The 25,070-nt window shown below is 62.3% G+C and carries 22 protein-coding genes and 2 pseudogenes; 11 read left to right on the forward strand and 13 right to left on the reverse strand.

Going from position 1 to position 25,070, the window contains the following annotated elements; all coding sequences use genetic code 11:
• Nucleotides 1-25 precede the first annotated feature (25 nt).
• Nucleotides 26-235 carry a 50S ribosomal protein L35 gene (gene rpmI / locus PZ895_RS13875; protein ID WP_252925338.1) on the reverse strand — a complete coding sequence of 70 codons (210 nt, stop codon included), beginning with the start codon at nt 233-235 and terminating at the stop codon, nt 26-28.
• Nucleotides 236-493: 258 nt separating this feature from the next.
• A complete protein-coding gene (infC, locus tag PZ895_RS13880; RefSeq protein ID WP_275839809.1) occupies nt 494-1,030 on the reverse strand; it encodes a translation initiation factor IF-3 in 537 nt (178 codons plus the stop codon).
• Between the two features lie 199 nt (nt 1,031-1,229).
• Here infC and PZ895_RS13885 point away from each other — a divergent pair, with 199 nt between their 5' ends.
• From PZ895_RS13885 to PZ895_RS13925, 9 genes and pseudogenes are all read left to right on the forward strand, one after another.
• Nucleotides 1,230-2,006 (forward strand): alpha/beta hydrolase, encoded by a 777-nt coding sequence (locus PZ895_RS13885; RefSeq protein ID WP_275839575.1) that lies wholly within the window; start codon nt 1,230-1,232, stop codon nt 2,004-2,006.
• A complete protein-coding gene (locus PZ895_RS13890; RefSeq protein WP_275839576.1) occupies nt 2,006-3,160 on the forward strand; it encodes a benzoate/H(+) symporter BenE family transporter in 1,155 nt (384 codons plus the stop codon). The genes PZ895_RS13885 and PZ895_RS13890 overlap by 1 nt, the downstream gene beginning before the upstream one ends.
• A 102-nt stretch (nt 3,161-3,262) precedes the next feature.
• Nucleotides 3,263-3,691, forward strand: coding sequence for a DUF2852 domain-containing protein (locus PZ895_RS13895; RefSeq protein WP_275839577.1), 429 nt, complete (start codon nt 3,263-3,265; stop codon nt 3,689-3,691).
• A 98-nt stretch (nt 3,692-3,789) separates the two neighbouring features.
• The gene (locus tag PZ895_RS13900; protein WP_275839578.1) at nt 3,790-4,542 is read left to right on the forward strand and encodes a M48 family metallopeptidase; all 753 of its coding nucleotides are present in this window, start codon (nt 3,790-3,792) and stop codon (nt 4,540-4,542) included.
• 46 nt (nt 4,543-4,588) lie between these two features.
• Nucleotides 4,589-5,266 (forward strand): phosphoribosylanthranilate isomerase, encoded by a 678-nt coding sequence (locus PZ895_RS13905; protein WP_275839579.1) that lies wholly within the window; start codon nt 4,589-4,591, stop codon nt 5,264-5,266.
• Complete coding sequence (gene trpB / locus PZ895_RS13910) at nt 5,263-6,483, forward strand: tryptophan synthase subunit beta (RefSeq protein WP_275839580.1); 1,221 nt, start codon at nt 5,263-5,265, stop codon at nt 6,481-6,483. The genes PZ895_RS13905 and trpB overlap by 4 nt, the downstream gene beginning before the upstream one ends.
• Nucleotides 6,484-6,487: 4 nt before the next feature.
• Nucleotides 6,488-7,327, forward strand: a complete 840-nt coding sequence (trpA, locus tag PZ895_RS13915) for a tryptophan synthase subunit alpha (protein ID WP_275839581.1) — start codon at nt 6,488-6,490, stop codon at nt 7,325-7,327.
• A 35-nt stretch (nt 7,328-7,362) separates the two neighbouring features.
• Nucleotides 7,363-8,202 (forward strand): annotated as a pseudogene (accD, locus tag PZ895_RS13920) (acetyl-CoA carboxylase, carboxyltransferase subunit beta); the annotation flags it as partial.
• A gap of 106 nt (nt 8,203-8,308) precedes the next feature.
• Entirely contained in the window at nt 8,309-9,640 is a 1,332-nt protein-coding gene (locus PZ895_RS13925; protein WP_275839583.1) for a folylpolyglutamate synthase/dihydrofolate synthase family protein, read from the forward strand.
• Nucleotides 9,641-9,690: 50 nt separating this feature from the next.
• On the opposite strand, the gene trxA is transcribed toward PZ895_RS13925, so the two are convergent.
• A complete protein-coding gene (gene trxA / locus PZ895_RS13930; RefSeq protein WP_275839584.1) occupies nt 9,691-10,011 on the reverse strand; it encodes a thioredoxin in 321 nt (106 codons plus the stop codon).
• A gap of 338 nt (nt 10,012-10,349) precedes the next feature.
• Nucleotides 10,350-11,399: a class I SAM-dependent methyltransferase gene (locus PZ895_RS13935; RefSeq protein ID WP_275839585.1), complete on the reverse strand. Its 1,050-nt coding sequence runs from the start codon at nt 11,397-11,399 to the stop codon at nt 10,350-10,352.
• A gap of 297 nt (nt 11,400-11,696) precedes the next feature.
• On the opposite strand from PZ895_RS13935, the gene PZ895_RS13940 reads away from it, so the two are divergent.
• Both PZ895_RS13940 and PZ895_RS13945 read left to right on the forward strand, forming a co-directional pair.
• Complete coding sequence (locus PZ895_RS13940; protein ID WP_275839810.1) at nt 11,697-13,670, forward strand: GGDEF and EAL domain-containing protein; 1,974 nt, start codon at nt 11,697-11,699, stop codon at nt 13,668-13,670.
• Nucleotides 13,671-13,831: 161 nt separating this feature from the next.
• On the forward strand, nt 13,832-14,215 hold the full coding sequence (locus PZ895_RS13945; protein WP_275839586.1) for an Hpt domain-containing protein: 384 nt from the start codon (nt 13,832-13,834) through the stop codon (nt 14,213-14,215).
• 14 nt (nt 14,216-14,229) lie between these two features.
• On the opposite strand, the pseudogene PZ895_RS13950 reads toward PZ895_RS13945, so the two are convergent.
• The 9 genes and pseudogenes from PZ895_RS13950 to PZ895_RS13990 form a co-directional block, all read right to left on the reverse strand.
• A pseudogene (locus PZ895_RS13950) lies at nt 14,230-14,433 on the reverse strand (IS630 family transposase); the annotation flags it as partial.
• Nucleotides 14,434-14,733: 300 nt separating this feature from the next.
• Nucleotides 14,734-16,542, reverse strand: coding sequence for a TniQ family protein (locus PZ895_RS13955; protein WP_275839587.1), 1,809 nt, complete (start codon nt 16,540-16,542; stop codon nt 14,734-14,736).
• Nucleotides 16,539-17,567: an ATP-binding protein gene (locus PZ895_RS13960; RefSeq protein WP_275839588.1), complete on the reverse strand. Its 1,029-nt coding sequence runs from the start codon at nt 17,565-17,567 to the stop codon at nt 16,539-16,541. Before PZ895_RS13960 ends, PZ895_RS13955 begins: the two co-directional genes overlap by 4 nt.
• Nucleotides 17,568-17,569: 2 nt before the next feature.
• Nucleotides 17,570-19,702, reverse strand: coding sequence for a Mu transposase C-terminal domain-containing protein (locus PZ895_RS13965; protein ID WP_275839589.1), 2,133 nt, complete (start codon nt 19,700-19,702; stop codon nt 17,570-17,572).
• 11 nt (nt 19,703-19,713) lie between these two features.
• On the reverse strand, nt 19,714-20,640 hold the full coding sequence (locus PZ895_RS13970) for a hypothetical protein (RefSeq protein WP_275839590.1): 927 nt from the start codon (nt 20,638-20,640) through the stop codon (nt 19,714-19,716).
• Between the two features lie 726 nt (nt 20,641-21,366).
• Complete coding sequence (locus PZ895_RS13975; RefSeq protein ID WP_275839591.1) at nt 21,367-21,891, reverse strand: hypothetical protein; 525 nt, start codon at nt 21,889-21,891, stop codon at nt 21,367-21,369.
• Between the two features lie 331 nt (nt 21,892-22,222).
• A complete protein-coding gene (locus PZ895_RS13980; RefSeq protein WP_275839592.1) occupies nt 22,223-23,530 on the reverse strand; it encodes a cation:proton antiporter in 1,308 nt (435 codons plus the stop codon).
• A 72-nt stretch (nt 23,531-23,602) separates the two neighbouring features.
• Complete coding sequence (locus PZ895_RS13985) at nt 23,603-24,184, reverse strand: hypothetical protein (protein WP_275839593.1); 582 nt, start codon at nt 24,182-24,184, stop codon at nt 23,603-23,605.
• Between the two features lie 16 nt (nt 24,185-24,200).
• Entirely contained in the window at nt 24,201-25,052 is an 852-nt protein-coding gene (locus tag PZ895_RS13990) for a thermonuclease family protein (RefSeq protein WP_275839594.1), read from the reverse strand.
• Nucleotides 25,053-25,070 lie beyond the last annotated feature (18 nt).

Here is a 25,070-nt window from a genome sequence, read left to right on the forward strand (position 1 = left end):
CCTTAAATTCTTCGGTCCGAGGGCCTTAAAGGCCGCCGCCATTGGGCAGATAGTTGCGGATCACCTTCTTGGCGTCGGGCTCCGCGAGAACCATCATGCCGCGCGCGTCGCGGATGAACTTGTTGGAACGCTTGATCATGCCATGGCGCTTGCCTGCGGCAGCCGCCTTGACCTTGCCAGTGCCGGTTATCTTGAACCGCTTCTTGGCCGAAGACTTCGTCTTCATCTTGGGCATTTTGCTTCTCCGGTTATTTGGCTCACGGCAGGGTCGCTTTCGCTCCCCGCCTCCGCACGGGGCGGCCGATCACGGCCGACGCGCAGTCGCGCTTGCCTCGCTATCGCTCGGTTTTGCGCTTGTTCTTGAGCTTGTTTGAGCATTTCGAGCCGACACGGCATGCCCTGCCGGACGGCTCACGAACGCGCGGTCTATAACCGCATGGCGAAAAAAGCGCAACGGAGATTCGTACCGTCTCCGTCGCACCTGAAAGATCGGTCAGCGCGGCGCCAGCACCATCATCATCTGGCGGCCTTCGAGCTTTGGCTCGGCCTCGACCTTGGCGATCTCGGCGACTTCCTCCCGCACCCGGTTCAAAAGCTTCATGCCAAGTTCCATATGCGCCATTTCGCGGCCGCGGAAGCGAAGCGTCAGCTTGACCTTGTCCCCTTCGTCGAAGAACCGGCGAACGGCCTTCATCTTCACCTCATAATCATGAGTGTCGATGTTGGGACGCATCTTGATCTCCTTGATCTCGATGGTCTTCTGCTTCTTGCGCGCTTCGGCCGCCTTTTTCTGATTGGCGTATTTCATCTTGCCGAGATCGGTGATCTTGCAGACGGGCGGGGTCTGGTTCGGCGAGATTTCCACGAGATCCATGCCTGCATCCTCGGCGAGGATCAGGGCTTCATTGATCGACACGACGCCACGATTCTGGCCTTCGGCATCGATGAGCTGCACCTGCGGTACACGGATGTCACGGTTGGAGCGCGGGCCTTCCTTGGTCGGCGTCGCGGCTTTGAACGGTCTGCGAATGGTCGTAGTCTCCTCAAATCATTGACGTTCGGGGTCTGCAATCGGCAGTCACGGACGAACTTGCGCTTCTGTCGCCGCGCCACGGGGCGTGTCAATAGCACAGACGGCGCGAAAAATCACGGGGGTCGCGAAAAAGTGGCGAGGTCGCCGTCCCATGCTATCAGATGGCGCGAAACGGCCTGGAATCAAGGAGACGACCATGGAGCGCCCCGCGCCCGCCACGCTGCAAGTCGACGGAATCGACATCGTCTATCGTCGCCGTCCCGGCCGCGCGCCGGGGATCGTCTGGCTCGGCGGATATCGCTCCGACATGCTCGGCACCAAGGCTGAGGCGCTGGACGCATGGGCCGCAGAGACGGGCCGCGCGAGCCTGCGCCACGACTATTCCGGCCATGGCGAATCCGGCGGCCAATTCATCGACGGGACGATCTCCAAGTGGCTGGCCGAGAGCCTGGCCATCTTCCGCAGCCAGACCAAGGGTCCGCAGGTCCTCGTCGGCTCGTCGATGGGCGCATGGATCGCGCTGCGCATGGTGCAGGAGTTGCAGAAGTCGGGCGACGGCGACCGGGTCGGCGCGCTCCTCCTGCTCGCGCCCGCGCCCGACTTCACGGTCGAGTTGATGGAGCCGCAACTTTCGACCGCGCAGCGACGCGACCTCGAGACGAACGGCCACATGGAGGAGCACTCCGAATACTCGCCCGAGCCCAACATCTACACGCGCGCGCTGTTCGAGGACGGCCGCGCCAACCGGGTGATGACCGGCATCATCGATACGCACTGCCCGGTCACGATCATCCAGGGCCTCGCCGATCCCGACGTTCCGCATACCCATGCATTGAAGCTTGTCGAGCATCTGCCAGCCGACGACGTCACGCTGTCGCTCGTCAGGGGTGGCGATCACCGCCTGTCGCGGCCTCAGGACATCGATCTGATCGTCAAGGCCGCAAAAGGCTTGTGCGAGCGGATTTCCGCCTGATGCGGCTTTCGGTCGTCGTCTCCTCCTTCGTCGCCGCGGTCGTCGGCTTCGGCGGGACGCTGGCGCTCGTCATCGCGGCCGCCGTTGCGGTCGGCGCGACGCGGGAGCAGACCGCCAGCCTCGTGACCGCCGTCTGTCTCGCCAAGGCGGCCGAAACGCTGATCTTGTCCTGGTGGACGCGAATGCCGGTCATCACCGCATGGTCGACGCCCGGTGCGGCGCTCGTCGGTGCGAGTGCGGGCTTCACCATGAACGAGGCGGTCGGCGCGTTCATCGGCGCTGCTCTTCTGCTGGTCCTTACCGGCTTCTTTCGCCCGCTCACCCGACTGGTCTCGATGATCCCGTCTTCCGTCGCTTCGGGTATGCTGGCCGGCATCGTCGTCGCCTTCGTCATGGGAGCGGCGCGCGCCGCCAGCATGGACCCGGTTCTGGCTCTGCCGCTGCTTCTGGCCTTCTTCGTCATCCGGCTCTTCCATCCTGCTCTTTCCGTGCTCGCGGTGCTGTTGGGCGGCGGCGTGCTTGCCGTCGTGCTCGGCCGCGTCAGCGGGCTGCCGGCATTCGAGATGTCGACGCTCGTCTGGACACGACCTGATTTTTCGTTCGCGGCGTTCATCGGCCTCGCATTGCCGCTTTATTTCGTCACCATGGCCTCGCAGAATCTTGCCGGCATCGCCGTCCTGCGCGCGGCCGGCTACAATCCGTCAGCCGGAATCCTGATCGGAACGACCGGATTCTTTTCGCTCCTGTCCGCCCCATTCAATGCGCTGACGACGAACCTCGCGGCGATTTCGGCTACCATCTGCACCGACCCCGAAGCGCATCCTGACCCGACCAAGCGCTGGCTGACCGGGCCGTTCTACGCGCTCTGGTACGTTCTTTTCGCGATCTTCGGCGCTTCGCTGGTCGCGCTTTTCGACTTACTTCCGCAAAGCCTGGTCCTGCTGGTCGCCGGAATCGGGCTTCTCGCCCCGCTGACCAATGCGCTGGCTCTCGCCATGGCCGATCCCGCCGAGCGCGTGCCGGCCGTGATCGCCTTCGCAGTCACCGCCTCGGGTCTGACGATCGGCGGCATCGGCGCCGCCTTCTGGGGGCTGACCGCGGGGTTGCTCGTTCTCGTGCTCGACCGTCTGGCGGCCCGTCGGAAACGGAGTTGATTGCGCGGCGTGTCCGATTTTTCTTGAAGTCGGTTTCCCCCGTTCCCATCTCGCAATGAAGCAGCCGGATGGGCTGCGAGCCACCGAAAGGAACGGGTGACGATGACGAAAGCACTGATCCGTCCTGCATGGACGCCTGCCACCATCGCCTTGATGGTCATCGGCTTCATGGTGTTCTGGCCGCTCGGCCTCGCCATGCTCGCCTACATCATCTGGGGCGACCGCCTCGACGCCTTCAAGAGCGACGTCAATCGCGCGACGGACGGATTCTTTTCGTCCTGCCGCAAGGCTTCTTATCGTGCGGGTGCGCCACGCACCGGCAATGTCGCCTTCGACGACTGGCGCACCAAGGAACTCAATCGCCTCGATGAAGAGCGCCGCAAGCTCGACGAGATGCGCGACGAGTTTGACGAGTATGCCCGCGAATTGCGTCGCGCCAAGGACCAGGAAGAGTTCGATCGCTTCATGGCCAACCGTTCGCGCAACACGCCGCAAAAGCCCCAGGACGGCGAAGTCTTCAATCCGGCCTGAGTCGCCGCGATTGGGATGAGATGAAGACGGCGTCGCGCAAGCGGCGCCGTTTATCATTTTGCTCCGTCGATCTTCACCGAATCGCCTAGATTGCCGCCATGGTTCTCGGCCTCTTCAAACCGCGCCCGCGACAGCCCGCTGTTCCCATCGAGCGAATGCACGCCGTCGCCGCGCGCACGCTTCCCCTGCGCATCGTCGAGAACACGCGCGCCAAGCGGCTGACATTACGCATCGAAGCGGGCGGGAAGGGGCTGCGGGTCACCGTGCCGCCGGGCATCGATCCGCGCGAGGTTGACCATTTCCTCGCTCGGCATCGAGGCTGGCTCGAAACGCGACTGGCGAAACTGCCGGAGGAGGCGGCCCTGCGTCCCGGCGTCAAGCTGCCCGTGCGTGGCGTCCCGCATCTGATCGCACACCAGCCGGGGCGCGGCACGGTGACGGTCGGCGCGATCGAGGGCGAGCCGGCGCTCATCGTCCATGGCGACCGCGCGCATTTGCAACGGCGCCTCGCAGACTTCCTCAAGCGCGAGGCCAGGCGCGACATCGAAATCCTCGTCGCCAAACACACCGACGCTGTCGGCCGCCGCGCGAAAACCGTTCGCTATCGCGATACGACGAGCCGCTGGGGCTCATGCACGTCCGACGGCACGCTCTCCTTTTCCTGGCGCATCATGATGGCGCCGAAGACAGTGATCGACTACCTCGTCGCGCATGAAGTGGCGCATCTGAAGGAGATGAACCACGGCCCGAAATTCTGGGCGCTCTGCCGCGAGCTTTGCCCGCGAACCGACGAGGCCCGCGCCTGGCTCAAGAAGAACGGCGGCGCGCTCCAGGCGATCCGGTTCGAATAGCAACCGCTCCTCGACTTCGCCGCGATTCCATGGCACTTGCCCGGCCATGACCCTCGACATCAAGATCTGCGGCTTGAAGACGGATGCTGCCATCGACGCGGCGCTGGCCGGCGGTGCGTCGCATGTCGGCTTCATCTTCTTCCAGAAGAGCCCGCGCCATGTGAGCCTCGGCGAAGCCGCGCGGCTTCGAACTCGGGCGAAAGGCAAGGCGATGGCCGTCGCGGTGACGGTCGACGCCGACGATGCCATGCTCGACGCGATCGTTTCCGCAATGTCGCCCGACATGCTCCAACTTCACGGCAAGGAGACACCCGCGCGGGTGGCCGAGGTCAAGGCGCGCTTCGGCCTGCCGGTCATGAAGGCGTTTTCGGTCAGGGATGCCGCCGATCTCGACGCGGTCGCGCCCTATCGCGGCATTGCCGACCGCTTCCTCTTCGACGCCAAGCCGCCAAAGGGCTCCGACCTGCCTGGCGGCAATGGCGTTTCATTCGACTGGCGGCTTCTCGCCGCCCTTGACCCCAGCCTCGATTACATGCTTTCCGGGGGTCTCAACGCCGGCAACATCGCCGATGCGCTGCGGCAGGCGAGCCCGCCCGGCATCGACATATCGTCCGGTGTCGAAAGCGCTCCGGGGGTCAAGGACCCGGCGTTGATCGCGAAATTCTTCGAGGCGGTGCAGACCGCCCAAGCCGGCCTGCCGGCTCCAAGGGAGTTGACGTCATGAACAGTCCTGTTGCGCCCAATTCCTTTCGCACCGGACCCGACACCGAAGGCATGTTCGGCATATTCGGCGGCCGTTTCGTCGCCGAGACGCTGATGCCGCTGATCCTCGACCTGGAAGAGCACTGGAAGGCCGCGCGCACCGACCCGGATTTCAAGGCCGAGCTCGACCACCTGAACACGCATTACACCGGCCGGCCTTCGCCGCTCTATTTCGCAGAGCGCCTGACAGAGCATCTCGGCGGCGCGAAGATCTACTTCAAGCGCGACGAGCTGAACCACACCGGATCGCACAAGATCAACAATTGCCTCGGCCAGATCCTTCTGGCGCGGCGCATGGGCAAGACCCGCATCATCGCCGAGACGGGCGCCGGCCAGCACGGCGTCGCGACGGCCACCGTCTGCGCCCGATTCGGCCTGCCCTGCGTCGTCTATATGGGCGCGACCGATGTCGAGCGTCAGGCGCCCAACGTCTTCCGCATGAAGCTGCTCGGCGCCGAGGTGATCCCGGTCTCGTCCGGTCACGGCACGCTCAAGGATGCGATGAACGAAGCCCTTAGAGATTGGGTGACCAATGTCGAGGACACCTATTATCTGATCGGTACCGCCGCCGGGCCGCATCCCTATCCGGAGCTTGTCAGGGAATTCCAGTCCGTCATCGGCAAGGAATTGCGCGAGCAGATGATGGCGGCCGAAGGGCGTCTGCCCGATCTTCTGGTCGCAGCCGTCGGCGGCGGCTCGAACGCCATCGGCCTGTTCCATCCTTTCCTCGACGATGCGTCGGTGAAGATCGTCGGCGTCGAGGCCGGCGGCAAGGGACTCGACGGCGAGGAGCATTGCGCCTCGCTGACCGCCGGCGCGCCCGGCGTGCTGCATGGCAACCGAACCTATCTGCTACAGAACGAGGACGGCCAGATCAAGGACGGACACTCGATCTCGGCCGGTCTCGACTATCCGGGCATCGGGCCGGAACACTCTTGGCTGAAAGAGACCAACCGCGTCGAATATGTGCCGATCATGGACGACGAGGCGCTGGAGGCGTTCCAGCTCCTGACTCGGCTCGAAGGCATCATCCCCGCGCTCGAACCCGCCCACGCGCTGGCCGAAGTCGTCAAGCGCGCGCCGAAGATGGCACGAGACCAGATCATCGTCATGAATCTGTGCGGCCGCGGCGACAAGGACATCTTCACCGTCGGCAAGATTTTGGGCATGGGGCTTTAATCATATGACCACCCGCATCGACCGCCGAATGGCGGATTTGAAGGCCGAAGGCCGTCCCGCTCTCGTCACCTATTTCATGGGCGGCGACCCGGACTACGACACCTCGCTGTCGATCATGAGGGCGCTGCCGAAGGCCGGCTCCGACATCATCGAACTCGGGATGCCTTTTTCCGATCCGATGGCCGATGGTCCGGCGATCCAGGCTGCCGGTTTGCGGGCGCTCAAGGCCGGTCAGACCTTGAAGAAGACGCTGCGGATGGCAGCGGAATTCCGCAGGCAAGACGACGCGACGCCGATCGTCCTGATGGGTTATTACAACCCCATCTACATCTACGGCGTCGAGAAGTTCCTGGCCGACGCCAAGGCGTCCGGCATCGACGGGCTGATCGTCGTCGACCTGCCGCCCGAGATGGACGGCGAATTGTGCATCCCGGCGCTGAAGGCCGGCATCAACTTCATTCGTCTGGCGACGCCGACGACCGACGACAAGCGCCTGCCCAAGGTGCTCGAGAACACGTCCGGCTTCGTCTATTACGTTTCGATGCTGGGCATTACCGGCTCGGCGCTGCCTGACACGACCAAGGTTGCCGGCGCGGTGGCACGCATCAAGGGCCACACCGATCTGCCGATCTGCGTCGGCTTCGGCGTCAAGACGGCCGAACAGGCGCGCGCGATCGGCGCGTCGGCGGACGGCGTCGTGGTCGGCACGGCGATCGTCAACGCGGTCGCCAACGTGCTCGGTCCGAAAGGCGAGAAGACCGCCGATCCGGCGGAAGCCGTCGCGACCCTCGTGTCCGGCCTCGCACAGGGCGTTCGTTCAGCGCGTCTTGCACAGGCCGTCTGACACCCCATTTTCCAGATAGAACGGAAGGCTCCGCGATGAACTGGATCAACAATTACGTCCGTCCCAAGATCAACTCGATGCTTGGCCGGCGCGACATGCCCGAAAATCTCTGGATCAAGGATCCTGAGACGGGCGAGATGGTGTTCCACAAGGATCTGGAGAGCAACCAGTATGTGATCCCGTCGAGCGGGCATCACATGAAGATCTCCGCCAAGGAACGGCTGCGCTATTTCTTCGACGAGGGCCAGTACGAGACGATCGAGAACCCGAAAGCCGCGATCGATCCGCTGAAGTTCCGCGACGAAAAGCGTTACACGGACCGCCTGCGCGACGCCAAGACGAAGACCGGCATGGAAGACGCCATCGTCAACGCCACCGGCACCATCGACGGCCTGCCGATCGTCGCAACCGTGCAGGATTTCGCCTTCATGGGCGGCTCGCTCGGCATGGCTGCGGGCGATGCGATCATCCGCGGCTTCGAGACGGCGGTCGAGCAGCAGCGCCCGCTGGTGCTCTTTGCAGCTTCCGGCGGCGCGCGGATGCAGGAAGGCATCCTGTCGCTGATGCAACTTGCCCGCACGACGGTCGCGGTCGACCGGCTCAAGGAAGCCGGCCTGCCCTATATCGTCGTCCTCACCAATCCGACGACCGGCGGCGTGACCGCCTCCTATGCGATGCTGGGCGACGTCCACATCGCCGAGCCGGGCGCGCTGATCGGCTTCGCCGGCCCGCGCGTCATCGAGCAGACGATCCGCGAGAAGCTGCCGGAGGGCTTCCAGCGCGCCGAGTACCTGATGGATCACGGCATGGTCGACATGGTCGTCTCGCGGCTGGAACTGAAGGCAACGATCGCCGGCCTGCTCAAAATTTTGACTCATGCGCCCGCCGCCGACATGCCGGCGCTCGCCGATATGGAGCCGCCGCCGGCCGAGCCCGTCGACAGCCGTGCGCCCGCCTGATCCTCCGGTCCGGACACCTGCCATGACCCTTTTGACCGCCGGGCAGCAGATCGAGCGGCTGATGTCGCTTCATCCGAAGGGCTTCGACCTGTCGCTGGAGCGCATCCGGCGGCTGCTTGAACGACTGGACAACCCGCAGGACCGTCTGCCACCTGTGATCCACATCGCCGGCACCAATGGCAAGGGTTCGGCAGCGGCTTTCTCGCGCGCGCTGATCGAGGCAGCGGGACGGCTCGTCCATGTCCATACGTCGCCGCATCTGGTGCGTTGGCACGAGCGATATCGCCTGGGCGAGGCGGGCGGCGGCCAGTTCGTCGACGACGCCGTGTTCGCAGATGCCATCGCCCGCGTGGCCGACGCCAATCGGGGCGAGACGATCACGGTCTTCGAAATCCTCACCGCGGTGGGCTTCGTTCTTTTTTCCGAGCACCCGGCCGACGCGGCCGTGCTCGAAGTCGGCCTCGGCGGCCGCTTTGATGCGACCAATGTGATCGCGCGACCGGCCGTCTCGGTCATCATGCCGATCTCGCTCGACCACGAAGCCTATCTCGGCGATCGGGTGGAACTGATCGCGGTCGAGAAAGCCGGTATCATCAAGCGCGGCGCGCCTGTCGTCATCGGCGCACAGGAGCATGACGCCGCGCGCGACGTCCTCGTCGACACCGCCGAACGGCTCAGTTGCCCCGTTCTGGTCTATGGCCAGGATTTCATCGCCTATGAGGAAAACGGCCGGATGATCTACCAGGACGAGGGCGGTCTTCTCGACCTGACGCCGCCACGCCTCGCCGGCCGCCACCAGTTCGCCAATGCCGCAACCGCCATCGCGGCCGTCAAGGCCGCCGGTTTCGACGGATCGCTGCGCGTCGCCGACCGCGCGATGAAGAAGGTCGAATGGGCGGGGCGGATGCAGAAGCTGACCGACGGACACCTCGTCGAGCTTGCTCCTGCCGGGGCTGAAATCTGGCTCGACGGCGGGCACAATCCCGGCGCCGGGACGGTGATCGCCGAAGCCATGGCGGAGCAGGAGGAAAAACGGCCGCGGCCGCTCTTCCTGATCGCCGGCATGATCAACACCAAGGACCAGTCGGGTTATTTTGGCGCGTTCCACGGCATGGCGCGGCACGTCTTCACCGTACCGGTGGCGCATTCGGATGCGGGCGTCCCGAACGACGAACTCGCCGCCCGCGCCATGGAGGCGGGGCTGTCGGCCGAGCCGGTATCGTCGGTGGAAAGCGCGCTCAGGCTTCTGGGCGAGACCTGGAACGGGCTTGAAATCCCGCCGCGCATCCTGATCTGCGGCTCGCTTTATCTGGCGGGCGAAGTTCTGGAGAGAAACGGCACCCCCCCGCGCTGAGACGAAAAAGCCCGGCACATTGGCCGGGCTCGGACTTCTGACAGGATCGATCAGACGTTGCCGCTGATCCAGGACGACAGCGCAGTCTTGGGCGCCGCGCCGACCTTCATGTCGGCCACTTCGCCGCCCTTGAAGATCATCAGCGTCGGAATCGAGCGCACGCCGAACTGGGCGGCGAGTTCCGGGTTCTCGTCGATATTGACCTTGGCAATCTTGACCTTCCCGCCCATCTCGCTTGCGATCTCGTCGAGCGCCGGCGCGATCATCTTGCACGGGCCACACCATTCCGCCCAGAAATCCACGACCACGGGCTCTGCGGCCTGAAGGACGTCTGCCTGAAAATTGTTCTTGTCGATCTTGACCGTGGTCATTTGGGTCTCCTTGGAACCATCGTTGGAGCAGATGTGGTGCGGCAGGTAGCCGGCTTCAAGCCGACTGCGCGCACGGAATCGCCCAACAAACGTCACAGCACAATTCCGCCGCCCGTTCAAACCGAACCGGCCCGCTTGATCCGATCGCGACAGTTGATTCATCCCAATTGACGCTTCCGGCCAAAGCGGGATTTCAAGAAGGTGCCTGATACCTCGAGCCCATGCGGACTGGCTCGCACTGGCCTTCGCCAAACCGCGCCTCGCGCAAGATCCGGACGAAGGCAGATGCGTCAATCGCTTGTCAGTCCGGGTAAGGTCGCCCCTTGGACGCCGGGCCGCTATTCCTTCTTTTCGATGGCGGCATAGAGAACGTTGCGATTTTCACCGAAAAACACCTGCACGTCGACGGTGTTGCGATCCACGCTGGCATTGACGATGTTCCACATGTCGGCCTCGGTGCGCAAAAGCAGCACCCAGTCCATGAACGTCTCCCTGTATCCGGCGTCAGGATTGCCCTCCGCATAATTTGCAAAGAGGAAGGTGCCCTTCGGCTTCAACATCCGCAGGCATGTCCGCGTGAGCTTGATGGCAACGTTATCAGCCAGATAGTCGTAGAGGCCCGAAGCATAGATGAAATCAAACTCGCCAAGCTTGGCGCTTCTGGTGAGCATGGTTCGCACCGATCCGTCCACGGCCTGGACCGCGGTGCCGGCGAAGTCGCGCGAGATCAGTCCGACGCTCTGCGGATCCTGGTCGAGGGCAACCCACCGCTTGAGGCGGCCATCCCGCAAGGCGAGCGAATTGTTGGCCTCGCGCAGATGACCGGCGGCGATCGCCAAAATCTCCGTTTCAGAGCCCTTCTTGTCCGCGATCTCGTCGACATAGCGTGTCAAGAGGTCGCGCCGCTCACGGGCTGCCAGGCAGGACGGCACGTTCTGGGTATGGCTGTAAAGCGCCTTCCCGAGTTCCGACGCGTTCACGACGTCCTGGGCAACGTGCGGGTCACAATAGATGTAGTCCAGGAGCTGGGCGTCACCGGAATAGCCTCGCGGCTTTTCGAACGACCAGCGCGTGAGGGGGTCTTCGAGAAAATAGGCCATGATCGGGTGATCGTGAACCACCGGTATCAGCGCGTGCCAGATGTCGGGATGAACCTTGGATCGCATTTCATTGAGCCGCGACATGAGCCGGGAGATGATCGCCGCCGGGTCACGTGCTTGTTCAATCTGCTGATGTGTCATGGTCAAGATGAGCCCGAGTTCGGCGCGGGCGATTTCGAACGCATCGCCGGAATACTCAGACCTTCTTCGGCGGAGATTGGCGGTGATCGATTCGGCGGTAATCAGACTTTCGCCATCCAAGACAGTTTTCACCCCGACACTCCCCATTTCGATTTAAATCGATATTACGTAAAATACCTCTCTTGCCAAGGGCCGCTTGCAATTGAGCGATTTCGCTAGGGCTCTGTAAAGCATGGCGACGTTTCGACCCTGACGCGACGAATTTTAGACCGCGGTTAAAGAAAATTAGTTGACGCCACGCTATCGTGGCAGTCGGCGCGGCGTGTCGCGTTTGAATGATCTGGTGCTGCAGGAGCAGTTATGGAAACGGTCTGCTAGTTGGCGAGCCCTCCGGGAAGGAACTTAAAAATGGCGCTTGAAGGCGTGCCCTCGTCATGGGCAAACATGAAAGTTCTGGACCAGTCCGGAGCGCGCATCGAGCGAAGCATCGCCGAACTGCGCCATCTGTTCCGCCAAGACGCCCAGGCCACCCGACGGAGGGATGCAAGGCCGGGGCTTTGGATCGCCGTCGTGATCTACTGGCTTTTCTCCTTCACGGATCTGCTGCTGGTCCCTGACGTCGCATTTCAGACGATCCAGGCTCGCCTTGCCGTCGGGGTCGCCGCACTTGCAGTTCTCGAAATCCAGCTTCGCCTGCAAGCCGAAACGAAATGGATAGACGTCACATGCGCGGCCGCCATCGTGTTCGGCTATCTTGGATGGTTGTGGCCGACGATGACCAGTGCGCATACCGAGAGCGCATCATATTATATGGTCTTCGGCACGATCTTCATGATGAGTGCAAACCTATTTTTCACTTTCGATATTAAATTCTCGATTGTAACGTCAACTTTTATATTGTCCGTACTTTTTATTGTAAATTATTATTTCCCTTCGCCCGATACGTACAAACTTGTGTTTGCAAATTTCTACGTTTCCTGCTTTGCGTTCACATCATACGTGAACTGGAAGCTCAACAAGGAACGCTACAACGTCTTTCTGAATGCGCTTGAGGCCGCGACGCAGCACAAGGAAGCTACCGAACGCGGGCACGCATTGCTGAGACTGTCGAGAACCGATCCGCTGACCGGCCTCGAGAATCGGCGAGCGATTGACGAAAAGCTGCGGCAATACTGGAACGATTGGCACAATTCAGGCCATCGTTTCGCAGCGATGCTCATTGATGTGGATTTCTTCAAGGGCTTCAACGATTTCTACGGGCATCAGGACGGCGATCGATGCCTGGTCATCGTCGCCAGCGCCCTTGCCGATCTGGTCAAGCAGCACAATGGCTCGATCGGACGCTACGGTGGAGAGGAGTTCATCGTCCTGTCGCGCTTGCCAGACGACGAGCAGACCATGGCTCTGGCAGACGCTATCCGTGCCACGGTAGAAGGTCTTGCACTCCCCCACGACCAACGAAAAGACGGAACCCCGGTCGTGACCGTAAGCGTCGGCGTCGGGGTCACGCGGGAACACAGCGGCGCCAAGCTGGAGAGGATCATCCACGAGGCCGATCGCGCATTGTATCTGGCAAAGGCAAGCGGTCGAAATTGCGTCTGGCTGTTCGACCCGTGCGATCCTCAAAGCAGCGACGAGCGCGAGAATATTGCGGCGCTGCTCAAGATCGCGATTTCACAGAGCCTTGTTTCCCTGGTCTACCAGCCCATCCAGAACATCGCCTCCGGTCGGATCGAAGCCGCCGAAGCCTTGATGCGCCTCAAAATGCTGGACGGCACGCCGATCCCGCCGAATGTGTTCATTCCTGTCGCCGAACAGACAGGTGCAATCTTGAAGCTTGGTCGCTGGGCAATAAAGACGGTCTGCACCGAGTTGCTGGCGCATGATCATCTCGCCGTCGTCAGCGTCAACGTCTCGCCTATCCAGCTCAAGGCGCCTGGCTTTGCTGCTTCCGTTGCCGCCATTTTGGCCGAGACGGGTGTTTCCGGCAGTCGATTGGCATTCGAGATCACAGAAGGCCTGGAGATGGAGATCCATTCGGACGTGCTCCGCTGCATCGCCGATCTGAGGCGATTGGGCATCCGGATATGGCTCGACGACTTTGGAACGGGGTTTGCGGGGCTTTCATGGCTTCGTCTGATCGAATTCGATCTGGTGAAGATCGATCGCTCGTTCCTTCACGACTGCGGTTCTCCGAAAGGCAAAATGATGCTGCAAGACATCATATCGCTGATCAGGAACCGTGGGCACAGCATATTGATCGAAGGAGTTGAGACGAACGAACAAAAGACATTCGCTCGTGAACTTGGCATAGACATGGTCCAAGGTTTCGATATCGGCCGCCCGGTTCCTGCCGCCGAATTCCTGTCGCGATGGACGGCCTGCGAGCGCATCTTCCCAATCGCCAAGAGAGCTTGATGCCGGCAAACCGTTGACGGAACCCGCCTTCTGACCGTGTCATGGCAATACCGCACCGCTTCGGACGCTCGGCAACGAAAAAGCCTTCAAATCCGGGTTCTTTGCGGCTGAGCAGCACCTGTCGATGCGATTGGCGGTGGTTTGCCCTTGGATAGCTGTCCTTGTTGATCGTCAGCACGCCGGACGCTACGGTTGAAGCCTTCCTGCTGGCATCGTTGCGTCGGTCGTTGGAGAACCTCTTGGAAACGATCGAAATCCTATCGAGGCTGCGCAAGAAATTTATCGAGCGGTGCGCCGAGCAGCGGGGCCAGATTGCTTTGGCCGCGACGGCCTGGCAGGTTGATGGGGATATTGCGGCGCGAACCGAACTGCTGCGCCTTGTGCACGGGCTCGCCGGCGCCGGCGGCACATTCGGTTTCGATCGGCTGAGCCGTATTGCCGCCGATGCGGAAGCTGCGCTGGAAACGCCGGGCGCATGTTCTCCAGCCTCTGCGATTGCCGATCTTCTGGCGGAGATCGACTCCATCGCCGCCGACCGCGAATGACGGGTTAGAGTCTTTCACGATTTGTCGGAAGCGTATCCGGCGTTTGCGAAGTCGTTTTCGCACTCGCCGGGTCTGATTGTCGCAAAGAGGTGGCCGATGTGTCGCCAGGTCTCCTCAATTGTGCGCTTCTGGGCCTGTCGCCTCCAGTGCTTGACCTTCGCGAAGGCTTGTTCGATGGGGTCGAGGTCGGGCGAGTAGGCCGGCAGGGACCAGATCCTGGGCTTCGACCAGACGCGGTCATATAGCTGTTGGCGGGTGAAGCGGTGTTCCATGCCATCAACGCGTGGTCTGACGGCTCCAGTTGCAAGGGAGTGCGATCGGCGGCCATCTCAGAGCCCCCAAAAGATGACTCAACGAACTCGTAACACTCTGTAATCGCTTGCCGAATTTTCATAATCTGATTCCGGGCGTCTACATTATCTCCATCAATATGCCTCAAATCGGGCCCGCCGGCGGTTTCGGAAGTGCAAACAAAAAAGCCCGGCTAGGCCGGGCTTCCCATTGTATCGCAGAATTCTCTAGATGAGGTGTCGCACCTGTTTTCGCTCGTAGAATCGGGCATGGAGCAGATCCTTCCGGAATGCCTGCTTCACGCCCAGCTTGTCGAGCTTCCCCTTCAGAGCCACGTGGTGGATGCCAGTGTCCTTTGATAAGGTGGCGAGGCTCACGTAGCGGTCGGCGAATCTCTCGACGCTTGCCGGCTTGAGGGCAATCCGACGCCTGCCCTGCACGGGGTTCCGACAAACGAAAGTTTCGATCAGTCCCTCGTCCACGAGCGCTCGAACCACCTTGCTCGATGTTCTGATCATGCCCTCGGCCTGGGTTATCGTCATGCCTTGGAAACGCCTAGTGACGACGGTTCGAACTTCGGCAGGATCGACCAGAACCGACTGGAACCCGCGTTTGTCGGGATCGATGCGGGCATTTTGCAGCTGGTTGTCCAGAAGCATCCTCACGATGTCAGGAGCCCCACATCCCGCAGTCCGGGTCGCGTCGGCGATGCTTTGGAATTGCTGATCCGCCGCGGTAAGCATCCGGCCGTTGCAAATCAATCCGCGCAGAAACGCGTCCAGGCGGCTCTTCGGGAACGTGTGTTGTGTCAGCCGGCCATCTCCGGTTTCCACCAGAGGCTTTACGAACTCCTTGCCAAACCAGCGGCAGTCGACGTTCAGGTTCATGTACCGCGCCGCGGCTTGCCAAGGCATCGCATCCCGCGCAAGCTCCAAGAAGTCCTGCGCGCGTGCAGCTTCAAAGAACACCCGATCGTTATGCAAGGCGGACGACGAGGCATCTACGAACCCTGCTTTCTCCAGCAATCTACGCAAGCGCGTCGGGTGTGTTCGGATTTGCCTGGCCGCCGAACGCACCGAGTGGATCAAACGTCTCTCTACGGGTTTGCCGATGCAGGTGTTGCCGGGCCCCAACGGCATCGTCGCAACGGACTGGTCGAAAACCAGATCACGAAGGATGTCGTACCCGGCGTCCGATGACTTGCACAGATAACGGTGGAGTGCCGGCCACGCTTCCGACGGCTTTACCGGCGGCACGGAAAGCCGACGCTGCACTTTTCCCAGCAACGCTTTGACGCCTTCATCGCCCAGACATGAGGCGTTGTATCCGTGCCGCGCCGCGCGCTCGACTTCCCCGGTATCCAAAGCCGAAACGTGCGTACCGGGGTACAAGTCGCACGCGCCCACCATCTCGCAGACGCGTCCCGCCGCGTCGATCCGGAAAAAATCGAGCCAGTGGCCTGTCCTGCCGCTGCCCCACAGACGGGAGTCGACATACGATTCGAAACCCTTTGCCCCGGCCTCGACGATGGGGCTTTTGGCAAGGCAACTCAGTCTCCGCTGGATGGAACCCGCGAAGTCGAGGCCGGAGCCTTCCGGAAACAGGAGTAGACCCACATCATGCCGGGGACAGGACCGATACGCGGTAAAGACCCAAGAAACCCGACGGTAGGGACGTAGCGCTTCCGGTGCGGTCCCGCGATCCCGATCCTCCGCCAAGCAAGAGGGACAGACGCGGAGCGCGTCGAAATCGAGACCTTGTACGGCCACGACCTCTCCGTTGATGCGGTAGCGGTTTCTCTCGACCCTCACGAACAACCGGCGCTCGAGTTCGGCGGGGTCTGCCCAAGTCACGTACGCGAGCCGTTCGACGGCCGCTTTCTCACCAACACCAAGATCGTTTGGGTCGACCCCGATGTCGTGGCAGAAAGTACCCGGAGGACGCCTGTTGAACCAGGCGACCCGAGAGACGAAGCTCATCGTCGTCTCGTCGTCATTGAGCGCCACGGTAAGGGACTTGGGCAGACGTTGGGTCACTTGCGCCGCTCCAGTCGTGGTTTCTTCTGAACCAACGTGCTCGGGGACGAGGAGAGCGCATGCTGGAGCGCAGTGCCGACGCGGATGTCGCGCCAATCTCTCGACGTGAACACGTTCATGTCGTCGGCGCAGCCCGTCCGGAGCTTGTAGACCCGAGCGAAATGCCGGATCTCCAACGCGCGGCTTCCTTCGCGGAGCGCTGCCAACGCCGCGTCCTGAACGAACTCGATGGCGGTGCCGTATTGCCGTTCGGCGGCGTGGATCACTCGTGCCGCGAAGGTGCCGGCATCGCCGCCGACGTCAAGTCCGGCCTTTTGTTCGACCAGTCGCTTCAAACGCACGCCGAACCATTCCGCGTCGGCCTCGACGTCCAGCGAATCGAAACGCACCACCAGGCAACGCCTTTTGGTCTGGGTGTCCTCTTCTAGGAAAGCCGCGATCTCCGGAGTGCCGGACAGGATCAGCGAGATGGGCCATTCGGGCCGTTGCACAAGGCCCTTCATCGTGTTCCGAATCTTTTGCGCTTCCTTTGTGGTGGCGTTCGTGATGACGTGCTGCAGCTCGTCGATGTGAAGGTAGCGAACCTGCCTGAGCTGAAGTCGTTCACGGACAAGGTTCCACACGACGTGTTCCTTGAGATCCCTCTTGAGGGGATACCCCAGCTTTCCGAGCAGATCGATGCCGAGTTGCTTCAACGTGCAGGGTGACGGTGCCTTGGTGGATACCAGCGGGCTGTCAGCGTCGAGAACGTCCCAGTCCTTCAGTTCGGCCTGCGCCGCGAACACGCGCTCCAGGGCGCGTGTCTTTCCCGCACCGGACAGACCGACCAGCACGAGCATCTTGCCTTCCGCGAGCCGCCCCACGCGAACCCCGTCCGACTTGCGGCCGTGGTCGGCGTTATCGATCAATTCGTCTAACGCGTCGGCAAGGACGAGGTCACGCTCGCTTCCCAAATAGGCCTTGAACAAGGCAGTCGCCACGGGTTGGAAGTCGCGCGGGCTTCCTGCTTCAATCGTCGTTTCCATCCTTAGTCCTCCATAAAGAAATCGTCTGCGTCGACGGCCTTTTCCGCACGCGACTTTGTTTCTACTTCCTTGGACACGCCGCCGTCCGTTTCGGCGAGAACATCGTCGTCGATGCCGTAGACTTCATCGAACATGTCTTCGTCGGTTTCGGACGCAGCGCTGCTGGCGAACTTCGAGCCCACCGCAGCCAACGCGCGGATTTTGTCGCTTCCGTAAACAAGCGGCTTGAGCGCGGCACGCTTTTCGGCTCCGTCGGCAAACGCGCGGAACTCGGCCCGCGCCTGATCGGCGATCGGCTCCGCCGCCTTCGCTTCGGCGGCGAACCTCTCGCGGTCGGCATTTCGACGGTTCAACCAGCCGTCGAGGCTGACGCCGTCGAGATCCCGTCGCTTGGCGGGTACGGTCATCCATGCGTCATCGACCAGGACGAAAACCCGGCCGATGTCCGTCTGGTCGACGCTTACGACGACGTCGAGCGCGCCGCGCCGCTTGTGAAGTACATGGAGATCTTCGTGGGCGTACATGATGCCGAAGACCTCGACCCCCTCGCGCCGAAGCGCACGTTCCACCTTGGTTCCGAAAATCGGTCCGACGGTGTCGTCGTCCACGAGGGACACGCCGTAGCGACGCACCAACCGCTTCCAACATGCGTAGGGGGTTTCCCCGATCAATCCCTCATGCGGCGTATGGTGGTAGACGTCGACGACATAGCGCACCAACAGCCGGTAGAGCTCCTCCGGATCGACTACGGCATGCGCCTCCGCGTCGTAGTCGCCCTTATCGACGACATCCTTGAAAGTCCGTCCGTGGAACGTCGACACGAACTGCGTGTGGATCGTCGAGAAGACCCTCTCGATGCGGCCACGCATCTGGGGCAGGCCGGCCGGCGGGAACATCGCTTCCGCCCGTAAGTCACAGATGGCGGCGCGGGTGTCCTCCGCGATGTACGCTGGCCCCGTATCCATGACGACCGTGTCCCACAAGCCCGTCATCGGCCAGTCCGAAAGGCAATCGGCCGCTGCGGCGATATCCCGCTTGTCCAGCAAAGCCATCCGCATCGTCGCCAGCGCGTCCTCGGCCGTCGGGGATTTCTTGATAAGGTGGACGGCCAGAACGCATCGGGTTGCGGAGTCGATCATCAGCGACACCCAGACTCGGGACCGCTTCACTTTCGCCTTTTGCTGCGGTGTCAGTTTCGCCCATAAGTCGGACCGCATGAGGACAGTGTGAAGCTGCACGTTCCACTCGTCCATCTCCACGCGCTCCAGCGGCCGCGTGACGGCGACGCCAAGCCTGACCGGGTCGAACTTGTCGCGCGCCGCAGCCAGTCCGTTGCGGCTGGCCGCGACTTGGAAGGCATTGAGCTTCTTGACTTCATTCCTGAGCGCGGTCTTGCCCGGCACCCCGACGTATTCCTCTCCACGGTCGGCCCGCTTGGCGTTCAATGCGTCGATCTCGGAGCGAAGCACGTCATGGAGCATCTTGTAGGTCGGCCTCTTCCCGTCGCCGTAGCCGGCGGCAACGCGGGCGAGCACGGCCCTGACTTCGGGATCGAAACGCTCCGTACGATTGCCGCTGCGTCCCCAGCGGTCTCGCAACACGATCGGGTCCAGGTTGGCGGCCTCGTATTTGCGGAGCCATCGCAGCGCGGTCGAAGGCGCGGGGGGAAGACGCATGGCCACTTTGCTGCCGCAGCGCCCCTTGGCGGATCGTCGTCCCAGGTCCGCTGCGGTGATGAAAGGCGCGATCCGCTCGATAGCTTCCTTCGCGGAGCTTTCCGACCGGCCGCATTCTTCCCGGGCTTCCATTTGCCGAAACCGGTCGCACCAGTCCTGCTTCCAGAAGATTTTTTCCCGTTCAGCGTGGGAAAGGCCGGAGAGACCGGCCTTGTCCGGCCCCCGGCCATCGACCTTGACAGGCGCGAAAAAGTCGGGACACCGCTTGATCGCCCGACGGTCCCACAGGCCGCTAAGCTGTTCGTGGCTGAACTCTTCGCACAGGTCCGGCGTCGCTACGCGGCGCAAGACGTGGCGGTCGGGATCGGACGAGAAGGAAGTGTATTCCACGCCGTCGATCACGATTTTATCGTGGATCCCGAAATGCATCCGCATGACGTTAGAGTGATGATGTGACATGTCCGCCCTCCTTACTTGGCTTGCAGGTTGCTGTTGCAGATCCGGGAGTCGTGGTTGAAAGTCCCGCCGTCCACGCATCGGATGAGACCCAGTCCGAAGAGACGGACCGCGGCGTAAAACCCCTCCGGGCTGTCCAGGCCGGCAGCCCGTAGGATGTGCGACAGGGGCGCGACGCCGTGGAGCCTCGCCAGGAAGCTTCGCAGCACCGTGACCTCCCGGGCATCCGCGACGCGGTTGGCATGCAGGATCAAGCGCGCGTTCACGGCCCGATCGCGTGTAATGTGCCGATCGGTACGCAGCAGGACGTTTGATTTGACGGAGCCTGACCTACGAATGCTGTCCAGGGTGCCGCGGATCCCGCTCTTTTCTACATCCGCTTCATACTTCACGGAGATGGCGTGCTCGGTACCGTCGCGGAGGGTCGCCACGAAATCGAAAAAGTGATTCCTTTCGACGTCGTCGGAGGCTTTGAAAGCGACGGGACCTACTTGTTCGCAGAGCCGCGCGACGCGCGGGTCGGCCAGGAGGATGAACGCGGCGTTGCGCTCGAGTGAGCTTTCGTAATGCATCTCGCGGTCGTCTCGAGGATTGATGATCGTTCCGCGGAACGATCCCCTCGACCGCATCGCCACGGGCCGACCGGCAAGCGAAGCCAGGGGTCGGCCACGACGGGCGGTCCGTCGCTCCTCCTCGACCGGCGCGCGGAAGAAGTTATGGCCATCCGCGGATGCGGGATGGCTTGCGACCGCTGCCGGATCGCCGTGACTTTCCGGCACATAGCTTGGTTCTGTTTCTCGGTTGCCAGTATCTCCCGTTGAGAGCTGGCTCCCGCCGTTGCCGACCTCTAAGGCATGCGGCGGCATCGGCTTCGTGCGCCCGGCCGTACGGGTCGGCTGCGAGCTGGTTTCGTCATCGGAAAAGTCGTCTTTGGTTCCCATTTGAGTGAACTCCGTCGTTCCCCGGCGCTACGGCCGTGGTGAGAGGTATTGATGTCCCGCAGTTCGGCCGGCGCGACCGCACGAGCGGACACGGGACGAACTCGCGTTTGGGAATTGAGGTGGGAGCGGTAGACGAGCGGCCGTCTCGCCAAGACGACAAGCAGCGCTGTCCTCTAGCTACGGGACCGATGCCGTCCGGAAACGCGCACCGAAACGTGCTAGGCGATCATGACGCGACTATGTCTTGGAGATTGCCGAAGACAGGCGATCGGCGAATCTACGCGCTTGCTGAGCCTATCGGCTCGGACATATCAGCTTTGATACGGTCATGCTGCGCAACCTTGCAAGGACAAGGACAAGCATGCTTCGTACATGTCCGACGATCGGCTGTCAAGCGGGGCTGTCCAAAGACGCCTCCGTCCCGAGCGTTGATTTCCAGTGGCCCGATGATCCTTCCAGCGGGTTTAACCGTCCGCTCGACCGGCGATCCCGGCCGCGGACTATGCTCGTGCGCTCTCCGCCGCGGCAGCCGCGATGGGGATAAGTCTGGTCGAGCCTTGACGCGCATCCGGTGACCGGCTCTATTGCATCAAGGTTCGGTTGCTAGGCGGACGACGGGAATCGAACCCATATTCCGGGGTGGCTAACCGCGGTTTACACCAGTAAACGTCCGTACCGGGAGTGGCGTCGGTTGCACCCGATTCCACTCCCACTTTTTATCCGGCTCTAGTCGGTTTCAAGTCTCGTCCTCCCTTGTTCGGTGATGCTCAAGTCGTGGCCGCTGCGGGCGATCAGCCCGCTCGACTGTAGACGCGTTTTCGCCTTGTCTGCGGCCGATCTGGTCCAGCCTCTTCCCATGACCAGGTCCGTGATATCGCCCGAGGGCAAAGGACCGTCGGACTCGGCCAACGCCAAGAGAATGATCCGCCAAGCGGGTTCCTGTCCCGCGCCCTGCCGCTCGCTTGAGGCGACGGCGGCCCTTGACGGTTCCTCGATGCCGTTCCCTCCGGCGGCTGGGAGATGCTTTGGGCGCGGGGCGACCGGAAGAATCGGAGCGAAAGCCTCTTCCTCGAGCGCGGCCCGTGCCAAACGCGCGTTAAGGGCATCGCGATCGGCGAGATAACGGGACAGCGCGGCCAACCTCTTGTCGGCCGCCTCGGCATCGATTTCGCGAAGCTCCCTTGCCAACCCCTCGGACAACGCCGCGGCACGGCGTCGGATTTCAAGGATTTTGTCGTCGGGTCTGGACATGATTGCTCCGTGTCTTGACCATTCGTAAACCGGCGGATTCACGTTGTCGATGCCCGGCGAATCGGCTCGAATCTTGTCCACAGCTTCTGGACGATGGACGTCATGTCGTGCCCGGCAAAGCGGACCGTTACAAGATTGTCCGATCGAGGGAAGCTGCGGAAGGCGGGATACTACCGTGTCCGGTCATTTTGATCGATCATGTCCGGTCTCCGGACGTCCTCGCGCGCATGGGCTTTGCGCCGTTTGATCTTTGCGGCGGGCTCGGACGCTCTAGGTGCTTCATGTCCTCTGGCGGCTTCGTTCGACAGCGCCGGCATCGACCACCCCCTTTTCAAGGCGGCGACGGACCTTGAAGCCCCGGCGGCGGCACTTGGTCGGCATCGGGATCACGCCCTTGCCTTTGGTCGAGCCACCGCATTGCCGGGGTGACCGTCGTGCCGTGCAAGATGATCGAGAACGACACGACCACGCCGACGATCGCCCAAAGGCGGTCGCCTTCTTGAATCGACAGGTGGTTGAGACCGTAGGCAAGATAGTAAAACGATCCCACACCGCGTATCCCAAAGAAGGCGAGTGGAAGCCGCTCGCTCCATGTCGCGTTCGATCCCGCCAATCCGAAGAGGCCAGTTGCGGGTCGGATGACTAGGAGGATTGCGACCGCCGCGAGAATGTCCATGGTCCGCAAGGGTGCCAGGAGCCCACTGACCAATGCCCCACCGAAAAGGACCAGCAGGATCATCATCAGCAGCCGCTCTACTTGCTCTGTCACGTCATGCATCTGACGATGGAATTCATGCTCGCGGTGCGCGTGGCGGAGAGTGAGCGCGGTGACGAAGACGGCAAGAAACCCGTAGCACTTGACCAATTCTGTCAGGCCGTAGGACACGAATGTGGCGGCCAAGGCGATCAGGCCGTCGCCCGTCTTAGCCAGCTTCGTGTCGGCGGGCACGTGGAAGGTGAGCCAGCCGAACGCGCGGCCGACCAGCCAGCCGCCGGCAATCCCGGCACCGATCTCCCAAATCACGCTGTGAAAGACCCAGTCGGTCACCCAGGGATCTCCGGTGGCCGCCGACAGTCCGAGCGCGATCGCGAGGTTCACGAAGGGGAACGCAAACCCGTCGTTCAAGCCGGCCTCGGACGTCAGACCGAAACGGACCTCGTCCTCTTCACCCGACTTCGGGGGCCCGACCTGCACGTCCGCGGCAAGGACCGGATCGGTCGGAGCGAGGCTTGCTGCGAGAAGCAGGGCTATCGCCCACGGGAGCCCGAGTGCCCATACGCCCAAGAGCACTATTCCGAAAATGCTGAGCGGCATGGTGATCGCAAGCAAGCGCCACGTCACGGTCCACCGTACCCAGCTGAAGGGACGGTCAAGCTTCAGGCCCGCTCCCATGAGCGCGACGATGACGACCAGTTCGGTAAAGCGCTCGGCAAATTCCGGGTATGCCAATGGCAAAGGTTCGTCAGAAATCCGCGGCACCGAGAACAAGGCGGCTCCTAGGGCAACGCATACGATAGGCAGCGATAGCGGCGCGCGTTTGAGGGCCAAAGGCAGCCACGCTACAAGCGCGATCAAGAACCCAAGCCCGGTGAGCACCAGGATGTACGGATCGGCTGACCATTCGTTGAATGCGGGCATGACTTTCAACCGTCAAGAACGCGCTTTTGACCCAGCGGCTCGGCCCAAGCTTGAAAGAGCCCTCGCCGTCCATCACTGTCGGGCTATACCTTGCCGATATCGTTTCGGAGCGGACTGATCGGTGTCGGACAAACCCGACAGACCGTTCCATCCGGCTACATCCTCAAATGTGATGACGCTGCCGAACCGCGACAGGTGGGGCTTGTATTTGGCCAGCTTCGTCCGGCTGCAAAGGAATAAGGTGGCCGCGTTGGAATGGCGGATCACCGACTTGGGCGGTGAAGTCGTCCAACAGGCCGCCCGACTCGCATAGCTGCCCGCCTGGTTCTTGTGAGCAGGGAACCTGTCCCTTGGCTGCTTGACCTCGACGTGCAGGGCGAACCGTAAGCCGGCCTGCGCTTCGAAGACTGCGAGCAGGTCGGTCTCCTGCCCGCTGCATCCTTCGCACCGGCATGCTTCCGTGTAGTGGGAACGCCACCAGGTGGTCGAGAAGCGGCTGCGTTTCGCCTTCATCTCTTCGTCGAGTAGGCGCGCGCCGTCCGCGAATTGTTTGAATTTCGTTTGCCGCAACACCCAGGCGCGGAACGCCGCATTGCGCGCTATGGCCTCCGCAAACGGCTCGGCGTGGGCGTGTTCGATCGAGCCGTATAGCATGACGTTTCCTCGAGGCTCAACGGCGCGCGGCGCGCCATCCCGCGTCGCGCGCCTCGGCTTCCGAGCAGAACCACCGCTCCCCCTTGGCCGTGTTGATCTGCGTCTTCTCGTAATGTTGTTGTCCCGGAACGTGATAGATGCGTTCGCCGTGGGAGGCGACGTTACCCTTGATCTCGCATCCGCCCGAGGGCGACGCAGCCCCCACGAGCGGAGCCGTCCGGGTAGGCGGCTTCGCCCGTCGTCGGTCGGCGCGCCATTCCCAAGGGGGCTTCACGGATCCTGTCCAAATCCCGATCCGCTCACCGCGCGCTGTCTGCTGTTCCGATGCGTACTCACCGCCGCTGTAACGCGGCCAGTCCATGGCCCAGCCGCTTCTGACCATCGCGGCCTGCACGCTGTTCCCGTCGGCCAGATAGCAATTCCCGACATAGCGGCCGTATTGGTCCCGGTCCACGTAATCGCAGCTGGTCGGTGACGAAGCCGCCAACATCTCGGCCAACGCCTCGGCGGCTTGAGCGCCGCACCGATAGGACACGCCGTGTGCGTCGTTACAGGTCTGGGACGATTCCGGAGCGTCGATCCCGTCGAGCCGGATACGCTCTCCCCGGATCTCGATGGTGTCGCCATCGATTACCGAAGCGCGGCCCGAAAGGGTTTGACTGCTGAAAGACGAACTCGCGACGATCTTTGTCGATCGAGCAGGCACGATCGAGGGTATCAGGTCAGGAACGGAATTCCGTAGCAGGTCGGGACCATGGTAGCCCACCGAAGCCGCGGCGAGGAGAGCCATTGCGACCAGAACGGGTCGACCTGGCTTTCGCTTCTTGCGCTTGAAGCCGAGAATTTTGACAATGCGTGTCTTGCTCACGATGCCTCCTTGGCGGCG

The sequence above is a fragment of the Mesorhizobium sp. YIM 152430 genome (genome assembly GCF_029210365.1).
In the GTDB taxonomy this organism is placed as follows: domain Bacteria; phylum Pseudomonadota; class Alphaproteobacteria; order Rhizobiales; family Rhizobiaceae; genus Aliihoeflea.